Annotated in this window: 10 protein-coding genes; 7 read left to right on the top strand and 3 right to left on the bottom strand. The window is 39.5% G+C overall.

The window, feature by feature from the left end; translation table 11 throughout:
• The 5 genes from QVO66_RS07980 to QVO66_RS07960 all read left to right on the top strand — a co-directional run.
• Positions 1 to 1,405, top strand: a 1,405-nt coding sequence (locus QVO66_RS07980; protein WP_288172738.1) for a tetratricopeptide repeat protein, incomplete at its 5' end; no start/stop codon positions are given.
• Between the two features lie 26 nt (positions 1,406 to 1,431).
• The gene (locus QVO66_RS07975; RefSeq protein ID WP_021854938.1) at positions 1,432 to 2,118 is read left to right on the top strand and encodes a phosphatase PAP2 family protein; all 687 of its coding nucleotides are present in this window, start codon (positions 1,432 to 1,434) and stop codon (positions 2,116 to 2,118) included.
• A 14-nt stretch (positions 2,119 to 2,132) separates the two neighbouring features.
• Complete coding sequence (locus tag QVO66_RS07970) at positions 2,133 to 3,347, top strand: S-adenosylmethionine:tRNA ribosyltransferase-isomerase (protein ID WP_021854937.1); 1,215 nt, start codon at positions 2,133 to 2,135, stop codon at positions 3,345 to 3,347.
• Between the two features lie 20 nt (positions 3,348 to 3,367).
• Positions 3,368 to 4,432, top strand: coding sequence for a DUF2027 domain-containing protein (locus QVO66_RS07965; protein WP_021854936.1), 1,065 nt, complete (start codon positions 3,368 to 3,370; stop codon positions 4,430 to 4,432).
• A gap of 20 nt (positions 4,433 to 4,452) precedes the next feature.
• Positions 4,453 to 6,393 (top strand): NAD(+) synthase, encoded by a 1,941-nt coding sequence (locus tag QVO66_RS07960; protein WP_021854935.1) that lies wholly within the window; start codon positions 4,453 to 4,455, stop codon positions 6,391 to 6,393.
• A gap of 845 nt (positions 6,394 to 7,238) precedes the next feature.
• Here the strand turns inward: QVO66_RS07960 and thrC are convergent.
• The 3 genes from thrC to thrA are packed head-to-tail and all read right to left on the bottom strand — an operon-like array spanning position 7,239 to position 12,271.
• Positions 7,239 to 8,543, bottom strand: coding sequence for a threonine synthase (gene thrC / locus QVO66_RS07955; protein ID WP_021854933.1), 1,305 nt, complete (start codon positions 8,541 to 8,543; stop codon positions 7,239 to 7,241).
• A 24-nt stretch (positions 8,544 to 8,567) separates the two neighbouring features.
• Entirely contained in the window at positions 8,568 to 9,812 is a 1,245-nt protein-coding gene (locus QVO66_RS07950) for a cofactor-independent phosphoglycerate mutase (protein WP_021854932.1), read from the bottom strand.
• 20 nt (positions 9,813 to 9,832) lie between these two features.
• Positions 9,833 to 12,271, bottom strand: coding sequence for a bifunctional aspartate kinase/homoserine dehydrogenase I (gene thrA / locus QVO66_RS07945; RefSeq protein ID WP_021854931.1), 2,439 nt, complete (start codon positions 12,269 to 12,271; stop codon positions 9,833 to 9,835).
• A gap of 141 nt (positions 12,272 to 12,412) precedes the next feature.
• Between thrA and QVO66_RS07940 the strand changes: the two genes are divergently transcribed.
• Both QVO66_RS07940 and QVO66_RS07935 read left to right on the top strand, forming a co-directional pair.
• Positions 12,413 to 13,576 (top strand): dienelactone hydrolase family protein, encoded by a 1,164-nt coding sequence (locus tag QVO66_RS07940; RefSeq protein ID WP_021854930.1) that lies wholly within the window; start codon positions 12,413 to 12,415, stop codon positions 13,574 to 13,576.
• 10 nt (positions 13,577 to 13,586) lie between these two features.
• The coding region (locus QVO66_RS07935; protein ID WP_288172737.1) for an NAD(P)/FAD-dependent oxidoreductase at positions 13,587 to 14,581 on the top strand (995 nt) is incomplete at its 3' end.

The raw sequence follows: 14,581 nt of genomic DNA, 5'->3' as shown, positions 1-14,581 counted from the left end.
TGCTGTAGAATTTACTTATTATGATGTGTCTACCAACTCATATAAGACGATTAAAACACAGTCATTTAAACTTGATGTTGCTAAAGGTGACGGCAGCGCAGGACTTTCTGCGGATTACAGTGACCTCAAAAACCAGGACATACATCCAATCAAGGAAGGTGATGTGGAAATTCAAGATTTGACAGATATATTTTATGGGTCAACATCTTATTGGGCGATATTGTCAGTGTTGTTTGCCATGTTTGCCGGAGTATTGATTCTTTTCCGCAAGCGTGCTATAAACAATGCAAATATTACAGATTTAAGGAAGAAAAAAGCAAATCGTATCGCAACAAAACGCTTAAAGTATGCAAGCCAGTTGATGGCTGCAAATGAACATGAGAAATTCTATGATGAAGTTTTGAGAACTTTGTGGGGATATGTAAGTGCAAAATTGAATATTCCTGTAGAAAGGCTTTCAAAAGACAATATTTCAGAGAATCTTATGTCTAAAGACATCGATGAGAATACAATTTCGATGTTTATCCATGCTATTGACGAATGTGAATATAATCGTTATGCGCCAGGAGATATAAAAGGTAATATGAATCAGACTTTTGAAACAGCAATGTCAGCAATAATAAAAATAGAAAATACATTGAGTGGCTCAAAGAAAAATAGTTCAAAAAGGTTTCTGGTATTTCTTGTGCTATTTTGTATCTGTGCATCAGTTGGTGCTGTAACAAAGAAGAATGCTGATGATGAGTATAAAAAAGGCCATTATCAGCAGGCAATTAAAGATTATGAGGAACTTCTGAAGAAAGGGCCTAGCGTTGAGTTGTATTATAATTTGGGCAATTCGTATTATCGTACAGACAATATAACTCGAGCAGTCTTGAATTATGAACGCGCTTTGCTGTTGGCTCCGGGAGATGCTGATATACGTTTCAATCTTCAGATGGCACGTTCAAAGACGATTGATAAGATTACGCCGAAGTCGGAGATGTTTTTTGTGACATGGTACAAGTCGTTGGTTAATCTTGCAAGCGTTGACCAATGGGCAAGTATTGCTATTGTTTGCATTGTTGTTGCATTAATTTCTGTTTTGATTTATTTGTTTGCTCCTAAACTGGTGTTGCGTAAAGTTGGTTTTTATAGTGCTGTCGTATTTGTTTTGGTTTTTGTTTTCAGTAATATTTTTGCTTATGAGCAAAAGCAGATATTGACAAATAGAACCGGAGCAATCGTGATATCGCCATCAGCTGGCTTGCGTAAGACCCCTGTGGCAAACAGTGAGGCAACGGTCATAGTCCATGAAGGCAGCCGTGTTGAGATAATAGATGACACCATGAAGGACTGGAAGCAGGTTGAACTTGAAGATGGACGTGAAGGGTGGATTTTGAATTCACAAATAGAACGAATATAAGACAAATAAAGTTATTAATTGATTAAATGCAGACATTAATAGAGATAGACCGCGAAATTCTTTCCTTTTTTAATGGAAGCGAATCATTGTTTCTTGACAATCTGGCTGTAATCCTTACGTCAGGATTGACATGGATACCGCTTTATCTCTCTTTATTATATGTTGTGATAAAGAATAATGAGACGATGAAGCAGATAATGCTTATTGTCGGGAGCGTTATTTTGTGTATAATATTGTCAGACGGTCTTACGGATTTTATTGTTAAGCCTTTCGTTGCACGTTACAGGCCATCATGGGATCCTTTCGTAAAATATACAATTGACATAGTTAATGGGATGCGTGATACTCAGTATGGTTTCTTCTCGGCCCATGCTTCAAATACATTCTGTATAGCAATGTTTTTCTCATTGCTTATACGTAATAGAACATTTACTGTGGCAATTATATTGTGGTCTTTGGTAAATTGTTGGACGAGAATGTACTTGGGACTTCATTATCCTGGAGATATAATTGTAGGTCTTACATGGGGAGCAATCGTTGGAATGATTGTTTACTTCTTATATATTAAAGCATATCTACGTATGCATCCCGGGTTTAATTATATTTCCACACAATATTCTTCAACCGGATACAACTATGTTGATATCAACATTGTTGTGTTAGTTTTAGTTTTAACATTGGTTTATTCCATAATAAGAGCATTGATATTTTAGATTTTCACAAAAAGATGGATACAAAACATATTAGAATTAAGGATTTTAATTATGATTTGCCAGAATCACGTATAGCAAAATTTCCTGTTGCCCAGCGTGACCATAGCAAACTTTTAATATACGACAAAGGTAAAGTTTCTGAAGATGTCTTTTATAATATAACAGATTATTTGCCTAAAGGCTCGCTGATGATATTTAATAACACACGAGTTATCAAGGCTCGAATACATTTCAGAAAGGAAACAGGAGCCATTATTGAAGTTTTTTTACTAGAACCGGCTGAACCTGCTGACTATGAGCAGATGTTTCAGACAAATGGCTCATGTTCTTGGCTTTGTCTTGTCGGTAATCTTAAGAAATGGAAAGAAGGGGCGCTTAAGCGTGTCTTTGATATAAAAGGAACACAAGTAACGCTTACTGCAACTTATCGTCAGGAACATGGGACAAGTCATTGGATCGACTTTGCGTGGGATAATAAGGATATAACATTTGCGGATATTCTTGAAAATGTAGGTGAACTGCCAATACCGCCATATCTTAAGCGTGATACTCAAGAGAGCGACAAGGTTACTTATCAGACGGTGTATTCAAAGATTAAGGGCAGTGTTGCAGCCCCAACTGCCGGTCTGCATTTTACTGAAGATGTACTTAAGGCAATTGATGATAAACGTATTGAGCGTGAAGAACTTACTCTTCATGTTGGAGCCGGAACGTTTAAACCTGTAAAGAGTGAAGAGATAGCTGGACATAACATGCATACCGAATATATCTGCGTGCTTAAATCAACATTAAAGAAGCTAATAGAGCACAATGCATGTGCTGTGGCTGTTGGTACGACAAGCGTAAGAACTCTTGAAAGTCTTTATTATGTAGGTGTGCGTTTGAGCAAAAATCCGGATTTGAAAGAAGAACAGTTACATATAGATCAGTGGGAGCCTTATGAAACACAGACAGACTTGTCGCCTGTTGAGGCCTTACAAAATATAGTAGACTATCTTGACCGTAACGGACAGAATTCTTTCCATGGAAGCACACAGATAATTATTGCTCCGGGTTATGAGTATAAGATTGTAAAAATGTTGGTCACCAATTTCCATCAGCCTCAAAGTACTTTACTTTTGCTTGTCAGTGCTTTTGTTCATGGCGAATGGAAAACTATATATGATTATGCCTTGAGCCATGATTTCAGGTTCTTGAGTTATGGTGACAGTTCTTTGTTGATTCCTTAACATAATAAAAACGATTAACGATGAAAATAGGAGATAAAGTAAGATTCTTGAGTGAAGTTGGAGGCGGTGTTGTTGCCGGCTTTCAGGGTAAGAATATTGTTCTTGTAGAGGACGAAGACGGTTTTCAGATACCAACAAGTATAACTGACGTTGTTGTGATAGACAATGACGACTATAATATAAAGCATGATGTTCAGAATGTCAGTACGGTTAAGGATGAAGACGAAGATTATGATCCCGCCGACAGACCTGTAACTTTCACAGCACAGCCTGAAGAGCGAAAAGGTGGAGATGCGTTGTCTGTTTATCTTGGCTTTGTGCCGGTTGACATAAAAGAGATAACTAACACAAAGTTTGAGGTTTATTTGATTAACGATAGCAATTATTATATTGATTTTACTTACCTTACCGTTGAAGGTACAAGTTGGAATTTACGTTCTAAAGGAACTGTTGAACCTAACACAAAGTTGTTTATAGAAGAATTCGGACGTGAAGTGTTGAATGAACTTGAGCGTGTTGCCGTACAGTTTGTGGCATATAAGAAAGACAAAGGATTCCTGCTTAAACCTGCTGTTGATGCTCAGCTTCGTATAGATACTGTAAAATTTTATAAATTGCATACATTCCAGGAGAATGACTTCTTTGAGCAGTCTGCATTAATTTATACTTTGATTGAGAACGACAAGCCGGTACGTCCACTTGTAGTTGACGCAAAAAAACTTAAAATGGAGATGGCTCGCAAGGCGTCAGATGACAACAAACCGAGAGCTGTTGTTCAGAATGCGCGCAAGAAGTCAAAAGACGAACCGGTTGTTGTTGACTTACATGCTAACGAGCTTCTTGATACAACTGCAGGAATGTCTGCTGCAGATATACTTAACTATCAACTTGATGTATTCAGAAAGACCATGGACAGCTATATGGGCAAACATGGTGTCAAGATAGTTTTTATACATGGAAAGGGTGAAGGAGTGTTGCGTCATGCGGTGATTCACGAACTCAACTACCGTTACAAGAATTGCTCTTATCAAGATGCTTCGTTTCAGGAGTATGGCTATGGAGCTACTCAGGTCACTATAAAGTAATAATACAAAAAAGGATTTACATGCAAAACGGATTTATCAAAGTGGCGGCAGCCATACCTTCGGTTAAAGTAGCCGACTGCTCATATAACGTGCAGCAGATTGAGAGTCTTATAGCCATGGCAGAAGGAAAGGGTGTTGAGGTGATTGTTTTTCCGGAACTTTGTATTACCGGTTACACTTGCCAGGATCTGTTTAAACAGACACTTCTTTTAGAGCAGGCAGAAACTTCTGTTCTCATGTTGCTCGATTTCACCCGTAAGCTGGATATAATCAGTATTGTAGGTGTGCCTGTAGTTGTTGGCGATTTGCTGTTGAATTGTGCAGCAGTGATACAAAAAGGCGATTTGCTTGGGCTTGTTCCGAAGACATATCTTCCTAATTATAGTGAGTTTTATGAGAAACGTTGGTTTGCTTCGTCACAAGATTTGCAGCCTTCTGAAATTCGTTTTGCAGGCAATAAGATTGTAGTTACGCCTCAGCCGACACTGTTCCGGACATGCGACGGAGCCATGTTTGGCGTGGAGATATGTGAAGATGTGTGGGCTCCGGTGCCTCCTAGCTGTAATCTTGCGCTCTCTGGTGCAGACATCATATTCAATCTTTCAGCCAGTGATGAGCTTATCGGTAAGCACGACTATCTTAAGGGACTGTTGGCTCAGCAGAGTGCACGTATGATTTCTGGCTATGTTTACAGTGGTTGTGGATTTGGCGAAAGCACTCAGGATGTGGTCTACGGAGGAAATGCCATTGCTTATGAAAATGGTCTGCTTCTTGCTGAAAGTGAACGTTTTGCTCTTGATCCTCAGCTGATAATTACTCAGATAGATGTAGAGAAAATTCGTAACGAACGTCGTACCAACAGCACTTATATAAATGCCCAGCGTGGACATGATTCGCGTATCGTAAATGCTCATACTGTGATGCCGCGTGACTTTGAACTTATACGTGATGTTGATCCTCATCCGTTTATTCCGAAGACTGACGACATGGAAAAAAGCTGTGATGAGATATTCTCAATACAAGTGGCCGGATTAGCCAAACGTCTTGTTCATACAGGATGCAAGACTGTTGTTGTTGGTATTAGCGGAGGTCTCGACAGTACATTGGCTTTGCTTGTATGTGTAAGAACATTTGACAAGCTGCAATTGTCGCGCAAGGGTATTGTAGGCGTAACTATGCCTGGCTTTGGAACAACAGACCGCACATATAACAATGCAGTAAATCTGATGAAAAGTCTTGGCATCACATTGCGTGAAATCAGTATTGCCGATGCCGTAAAACAACATTTCAATGACATTGGTCATGACATTAACGTGCATGATGTTACTTATGAGAACAGTCAGGCGCGTGAGCGCACTCAGATTCTTATGGATCTCAGCAATCAGCTAGGTGCTTTGGTTATAGGTACAGGCGACCTTTCTGAGCTTGCCTTAGGCTGGGCTACATATAATGGTGACCATATGAGCATGTATGGAGTGAATGCCGGAGTTCCAAAAACGTTGATAAAATATCTTGTCAAGTTTGTTGCTATGAGTGAAGACAGCGATGAAACACGAAGCATACTTTTGGATATAATTGACACTCCTATAAGTCCAGAGCTTATACCGGCCGATGAGGCCGGCAACATAACACAGAAGACGGAGGATCTTGTAGGGCCTTATGAACTTCATGATTTCTTCTTATATCATATAATACGTTTTGGTTATCGTCCGTCAAAGATTTTTATGCTTGCACGTAAAGCTTTCGACGGAAGTAATCCTGAAGCTCCTTTCTATGATGATGAAACGATAAAGAAATGGCTTACAATATTTTTGCGCCGTTTCTTCAATCAGCAGTTTAAGCGTTCTTGTCTGCCTGACGGACCTAAAGTCGGCAGCGTCAGTCTTAGTCCGCGCGGCGACTGGCGTATGCCGAGTGATGCTTCGTCTGCATTATGGCTTAAAGAATGTGAGCAGATTTAAGAATTGGCCGACATATTAAAGCTGGCAAATTTGTTGTTGAATATGTCAGTTATGTGAAATAAGGCGTGCAGTTTGTCTATATGCAACTGTTCGCCTTATTTTTTCTCGGTACTTTTCATACATTGATTATTGTTTGTTTTGAGTGGCTTTTTAGTTCTTTATGTTGGTAGAAATATTATCTTGACACCATTTCTAAATTGTTTTTTGTAAATATTTTCTACCATTCAAATAGAAAACTATTTGTTTTTGACGCATTGAGAGCAGGTGCTTTATTTTCATTCTTATGTTTTGCTGCAAATTTTGCTCAAATATTATAATTTGTGTATATGCTTGATTTATAGGTGATTAGGGTAACAGTGCATATGGGCTTATCATATTGTTTATGCAAAATGTGGCTTTTTAGAATGTAAAACCATAGATTTTTAAAGATAAACACATTGCTTTTAAGCAGCAAAACCAATGGTTTTACAATATAGAATAGTGCTTTTGGACGTATTAAAGGCTCCCAAATGTGAATTTGTGTTATTATTCGTGGCGGAATATACTTATATTATTAACGTAAATTTAGAACTGATTTCTAGATTAAAGAAAACTCCGGTCTCGATTTTTTACAGATTTTTCAAATTTAAGATTGTTAAAAATGTAAAGTAGATTGTATACGTGTAAGATGGCTTTCACTTTTAATTTAAGTGCCTGTTTTGATTATGATGTTGCGTTATGTGTCGAATATATAAACTTTTTTATCTTAAAATAAAAGCCTAAGCCAAAAGTTAAACAGACTTAGACCATTATTTATGATGCATATTTTATCCATTATGTGTTTATGAGCGCTACAGATTATTGCTCTATTGCTGCTCCAGCAAGAACGTTTTAAATCTATTGAAGTCATTAGACATATTTACGGTCTGTTTTTTACCTTTCATGAAGTCTGCCAGCCGTTGCGGTATCTTAATTTCTGTTCCGATGATTTTTTCTATTGTGTCCTTAAATTTTGCAGGATGCGCCGTTTCACAGAAAATCCCTGTTTCATTAGTGTTAAGTAGATCTTTTAGCGCCTGATAGCCACAGGCTCCGTGCGGATCAAGTATATAGCCGTTTTCATTGTAACACTGTTTGACTGCGTTGCTTATTTTTTCGTCTGTGTATGTAGCTCCGCTTATCATTGATGCAATTCTTTCATGCGAGCCTTCATATAAGTCATATATACGCGCAAAGTTACTAGGATTGCCTACATCCATTGCGTTTGCAATGGTCTGTATGCTAGGTTTCGGCTCATAAATGCCAGTCTTCAGATAGTTAAAGAATATATCGTTGGCATTGTTTGCTGCTATAAAACGGCATATTGGCAGACCCATTTCTTTGGCAAATAGTCCGGCTGTTATGTTTCCGAAGTTTCCGCTAGGTACACATACAACAAGATTGTCAGTCAGTCCGTTGGCTTTCATTCTTGCGTAGGCATTAAAGTAGTAGAATGCCTGCGGAAGGAATCTCGCCACATTTATAGAGTTGGCAGATGTCAGTTTCATGCTATTGTTTAGCTCTTTGTCCATAAAGGCGTTCTTTACAAGGTTTTGACAATCATCAAACACTCCGTCAATCTCAATGGCTGTTATGTTGTTTCCGAGAGTTGTAAATTGGCTCTCCTGTATTATGCTTACCTTGCCTTTGGGATACAGCACATAAACATGAATGCCGTCAACCCCCAGGAAACCGTTTGCCACGGCCGAACCAGTGTCGCCGCTTGTGGCAACCAGTACATTTACTATCTGTTGAGATTCTTGCCTGATGAAATATTCAAGCAGGCGTGCCATGAATCGTGCCCCAATATCCTTAAATGCAAGGGTAGGGCCATGAAAAAGTTCCAAGGTCCATATTTTGTTGCATATATTTTTTACAGGACAATCGAACGACAGGGTGTCATAGACAATCTTTTTCAATGCGTCAGTCTCTACATCATCGCCAAAGAATGCTTTGGCCACTTCATACGATATTTCCTGAAACGACATTTTGTCGATGTCCTTGAAAAACTCTTCAGGCAACTTGTTGATTTTTTCCGGCATGTATAGTCCACGGTCTTCAGCCAATCCGTTTACCACCGCATCGCGTAGTGAAACACATTCCGATTTTTTGTTTGTACTATAATATCTCATATCGCAGCTTCCTTTGGTTTGTTTTCAGTCTTTCATGAATGTTTTCATAAACTCGTTGAGTCTTAGCAGTCCGTATCCTCCATCTGCACAGCTCATTTCGTCGTAAGTCTTTACGTTGTCGGGTGTTATTCCGTCATGCCAGATTATGAACGGAACGGGCTCTTTTACGTGAGTGCGCACTTCTACCGGAGTGGGGTGGTCTGGCAATATAGCCATGCGCACAGGAGCATCTTTCCATGTCTTTATTTCTTCATAAATAGGTTTGATGATTTTGCTGTCGAGATTCTCTATGGTTTTAAGTTTCAGTTCGAGGTCCCCGTCGTGTCCTGCCTCGTCGCTTGCTTCAAGATGCAGAAAAACAAAGTCATCCGTCTTTAGCGCCTTTATCGCAGCTTCAGCCTTGCCTTCATAGTTTGTATCCGCAAGTCCTGTGGCTCCTTCTACTTTTATTATTTTCAATCCCGCATAAAATCCTATGCCACGAATCAGGTCAACGGCCGATATAACCGAGCCATTCTTGATTTTAGGGTACATATAGCATAATTTTTCCATGTCTGGGCGGTAGCCTCCTCCCCATGGCCATATGCTGTTGGCTGCGTCTTTTCCGCTTATGCGTCTTTCTTTATTGATAGGATGTCTTTCTAAAAGTTCTTGAGATTTTACAATCAGGCTGTTTATGAGCTTGGCAGTTTCATTACCTGTCATTCTGTTGCCGTCACGCTTTTCTTCCCATCCGGGTTCTGCTTTTACCAAAAGCCCTTTCCATTGTTCGTTCGGATAGTCGTGTGGTGGAGCACAAATTATGTGTTTGTTGCCTCCGCGTATTATGAGCAGGTGGCGATATTGTATTCCGGTAATGAATTCGATTTGCTCATTGCCGAGATGTTCGTTCAGATACTTTATAAGTATTTCTCCTTCTGCAGTATTCAGATGACCTCCGTTATGATTTCTGATAACACCATTTTCAAGCGTTATTATGTTGCACCTCATGGCAAAATCATCAGGTCTCATGTCGTATCCGATGCTTGCTGCTTCTAGTGGTCCTCTGCCTTCATAGACTCGATTAAGGTCATAGCCTAGGATGGCAGTGTTGGCAACTTCGCTGCCCGGAAGAAATCCGTCAGGAATAGTTATTAGTCTACCTGTACGCCCTTTGCATGCGAGCATATCCATATAAGGCTTGTCGGCATATTGAAGAAGGGTTTTGCCTCCAAGTCTGGCGACGGGATGATCTGCCATTCCGTCGCCTAAAATGATGATATGTTTCATGTAGCCCCTCCTTTTATGGACTAAATGTTTGCTATGCTCATTATGTTAGCAAACACACCGGCTGCTGTTACACTTGCTCCTGCGCCGTAGCCCTGTATTAACATCGGGTATTCTTTATAGCGTTCAGTAGTTAGCATCACAATGTTGTTAGACCCTTCAAGATTATAGAAAGGATGTCCTTTTTCTACTGTTGTGAGTTCTACGCTAGTATGCCCCATTTCCATTTTTGCAACAAAGCGCCATCTTTTGTTCTGGGCTTCAAGTTGTTTGCGTTTCTGTTCGAACTCATCATCAAGCATAGGCAGGTTTTTCCAAAAATCGTCCAATGAACCATTAAAGAATGATTCTGGAATGAAGAGTTTTTTCTCAACATTATCCTGCTCGGCTTTATATCCTGCTTCTCGTGTCAGGATGATGAGTTTGCGTATGACATCTATTCCGCTTAAGTCTATTCTGGGGTCTGGTTCGCTATAGCCTTGTTCTTTTGCACGTCTGACAGCTTCTGAGAACGGAACATTTTCAGACAGTTCGTTGAATATGAAGTTTAGCGTTCCGCTTAATACGGCTTCTATTTTCAGAATTTTGTCACCAGAGTTGCGCAGGTCGTTTATTGTTCCGATGATAGGAAGCCCTGCTCCCACATTTGTCTCAAATCTGAATTTAACACCTTTGGCAAGGGCTGTCTGTTTAAGTCTTATATAACTTTCATAATCAGATGAGGCTGCTATCTTGTTTGCTGCAATAACAGAGATGTTGTGCTCAAGAAAATCCTGATATAAAGCTGACACATCTTTGCTGGCAGTACAGTCTACGAATACGCTGTTAAATATATTCATGCCAATAACCTCTCTGCGTAGTGTCTCGGTGTCGGTAATCTCTGATTGTACAAGCTGTTCTTTATATGTGTCGAGGTCAATGCCTTCGCGGTCGAATATTGCATTGTGGCTGCTTGCGATGCCGACAACATTTAATTGCAGGCGCCTGTTTTGTTTCAGTTCATCATGTTGTGAGCGTATTTGTTCTATAAGTTTGCTGCCAACTGTGCCAACACCGCATATAAAAAGGTTAAGTACGTTGTATTCAGAAAGGAAGAACGAATCATGGAGAACATTGAGTGATTTGCGTAGATACATGCCGTTGATAACGAACGAAATGTTTGTCTCAGATGCGCCCTGGGCACATGCGATGACGCTTATACCGCTTCGTCCAAGTGTTCCAAACAGCTTGCCTGCTATGCCGGGAACATGTTTCATGTTTTCACCGACAACGGCAATTGTTGCAAGTCCTTTCTCTGCACGCATCGGGAACATGGCTCCTGTTTCAATCTCTTTGGCAAATTCTTCGTTAAGTACGTTTACCGCAGCTTCAGAGTCAGACTCTTTCATACCGATAGAGGTTGAATTTTCAGATGAAGCCTGGCTTACCATAAATACAGATATGCCATTATTTGCCAATGCAGTGAATATTCTTCGGTTTACACCGATTACGCCGACCATAGATAAACCGGTGACGGTAATTAATGCCGTACCACTGATGCTTGAAATACCTTTTATGGCTTTAGTATCATTGTTTATTTCTTTTTTTATTATGGTGCCAGGATTTTTCGGATTGAAAGTGTTCTTTACCCTTATTGGTATGTTCTTTATGCATACCGGATAAATCGTCGGAGGATAAATTACTTTTGCTCCGAAGTTGCATAACTCCATTGCTTCAATATAGCTGAGCTCATTTATGGTATATGCAGTTTGTATTATGCGAGGGTCTGCTGTCATGAAACCATCAACATCAGTCCAAATCTCAAGTACCTCAGCATCTAATGCCGCAGCAATGATTGCCGCGGTGTAGTCACTTCCGCCTCTTCCTAGGTTGGTTGTTTCGTCGGTATTCTTGTCTTTACTTATGAAGCCTGGTACAACAGATATTCGTGGCAAATCCTTGAATGTTTCGCATACTAAAGAGTTTGTCAGCTCACTGTCAAGAATGTGTTTACCATTCTTCTTATGTTCAGTTTTGATAAAGTCGCGTGCATCAAACCAGCATGCGTTTTTTATCAGTGTTGCTACAATGTTTGAACTAAGCCGTTCACCGTAACTTACAATTGCGTTTTGTGTCTTTTCACTGAGGTCGTGTATCAGATATACGCCATAATAGATACTCTTTAATTGTTCAAAAAGAGCATCTACGGTATTAAAAAGATTCTCACGCTTGGTTGTGTCTGTTATTATAGTGTCAATCATCTGATGATGGCGGTTCACCATGGCATCAAATTCTCTCTTATATGATTCATCTCCATTCAGTGCCATTTGAGCAGTAGACAAAAGCTTGTCCGTGATGCCTCCCAATGCACTGACAACAATTATTACTGATTGTTTTTTAGCTTCTTTTTCAACAATCCTCTTTAAGCACATAATGCTTTTAACGGAACCTACGGACGTTCCTCCAAACTTTAATACTTTCATTTTATCTCTTTTATTTAGTTGAGCCCCTCTGACAAATAGGGTTTACGCTCTGTTAAATTGGTCACAAATTTAGCAAGATTTCTTGTTTGTGGCAATTATTTTACATAATAAATTGCTATTTTTGCACAAAATTGGAATATTATGTTACAGGTTATATATAAACGGACGTTGCTGCTTGTCCTCGTTTTGGCTGTATCTTTTGTGAATGTAAACGGTCAGAAGAGAAAGTCTTATGAATTTTATAAGGATTTTCCAGTATACGCTGATAAATTACTTGCAGACTTGAAGTATCCACTGGCATGGGGCAATTGTAATGAAACAGATTTTGGTAAATGGAAAGATACAGCACGTAAAAAGGTGTTTGAATGTATGATGACACCGCCAACGGCAGCAAAAAGTTATGATATAAAGATACTTTCAGAAGAGCATAGAGATGGATATGTTGCCCGTAAGATTGAATTTAATCTTTCTGATTATTATCGTGTGAAAGCTTATTTGTTGATTCCTGATGGTAAAGGGCCGTTTCCTGCTATAAATCTTTTGCATGATCATGGGGCGCATTTGTTTATTGGCAAAGAAAAGATGATAATGCCGTTTGATGAAGATTCATCTGTTATTGCAGATGCACGTCAGTGGTGTGATAAGTTATACGGCGGACAATTCTTTGGCGATTATCTGGCAAAAAATGGCTATGTCGTGTTTTCTACTGATGCCCCTTTATGGGGAGAACGCGGTAGAGCGGAAGGTGTTGACCGAAAAAAATATGATATTATTGCAGGTAATATGATGATGTACGGAAGAAATCTATGCGCATTTATGACATATGATGATATCGCATCAACGGATTTTCTTGCAAGTCTCAATGTGGTTGATTCAGACAGAATAGGGTGTATTGGATTTTCTATGGGAGCTTACAGAGCGTGGATGCTTGCGGCTTTGTCTGAAAAAATTGCCGCATGTGCATCTGTTTGTTGGATGGTGACAACCGATGTGCAGATGACATGGAAGTACGGACGTAAGGAAAATGGAGGATTTGCTAACTGTATTCCTTCATTACGGCAGTATCTTGATTATCCTCATATTGCTAGTATAGCTTGTCCTAAACCTATGCTTTTTATTAACGGATTGAACGATAAGCTATTTCCTGTACCTGGAGTCAAAAAGGCTTATGCAATTATGCATGATGTGTGGAATAGGCAGAAGGCCGGAGACAGACTGGTGACAGAGTTAAGGGATATAACCCACTCATGTGGCATAGAAGAACAGAAGAGTGTTCTTGACTTTATGAATAAATTTTTGAAATAATATTTTGAATATGATAAGTGAATATCAATTACGTGTGCTGCCTCAACAGGCTTTCAATGAAGCAACAATAAAAGAATATATATCACGTGAAAAGGCTATTGATGCGAGGACAATAAAGCATGTCAGAGTGCTTAAACGTAGTATTGATGCCCGTCAGCGTACTATCTTTATTAATTTGAAAGTAAGAGTTTATATTAACGAAGAGCCTGAGGATGATGTTTTTGAGCATGTAGAGTATAAAGATGTTTCTTCAGCTCCTTCAGTTGTTGTTGTAGGAGAAGGTCCTGGTGGGCTTTTCGCTTCTTTGCGTCTTATAGAACATGGATTGCGTCCTATTGTTATAGAACGTGGTAAAGATGTTCATGAACGTAAAAAAGACCTTGCTGCCATTTCACGAACTCATAAGGTTGATAATGAAAGCAATTATTGTTTTGGTGAAGGTGGCGCCGGCGCTTATTCTGATGGAAAGCTATATACAAGAAGTAAGAAGAGGGGTAATATAAGTAAAATATTAAATGTCTTTTGTCAGCATGGAGCTCCTCTTGCAATTTTAGCCGATGCTCATCCGCATATAGGAACAGACAAACTTCCGCGTGTTATAGAAAATATGCGAAATACAATATTAAAGTGTGGTGGAGAAGTTCATTTTCAAACAAAGGCAACAGGAATCATTGTTGAAAATGATAAGGCATTGGGTGTCGAGGCTGTAGATCTTAAAAGTGGTAATGAATTGGTCTTTAAAGGACCCGTGATTTTGGCTACAGGACATTCATCAAGGGACATTTATGAGTATCTATATAAGTCTGGAATAGAAATTGAAGCCAAGGGACTTGCTGTTGGTGTGAGGCTTGAGCATCCGGCCGAACTTATTGATCAAATCCAATATCATAACAAGAACGGACGTGGAAAATATCTGCCTGCAGCGGAATATAATTTTGTCACTCAGGTTGATGGGCGTGGCGTTTATTCATTCTGTATGTGTCCTGGTGGCTTTGTAATTCCTGC

It is taken from the genome of Prevotella sp. CAG:255 (genome assembly GCF_000431195.1).
Taxonomy (GTDB): Bacteria; Bacteroidota; Bacteroidia; order Bacteroidales; family Bacteroidaceae; genus Prevotella; species Prevotella rara.
The sequence above is the reverse complement of the archived record's forward strand: the minus strand, read 5'-3'. Positions and strand labels throughout refer to the sequence as shown.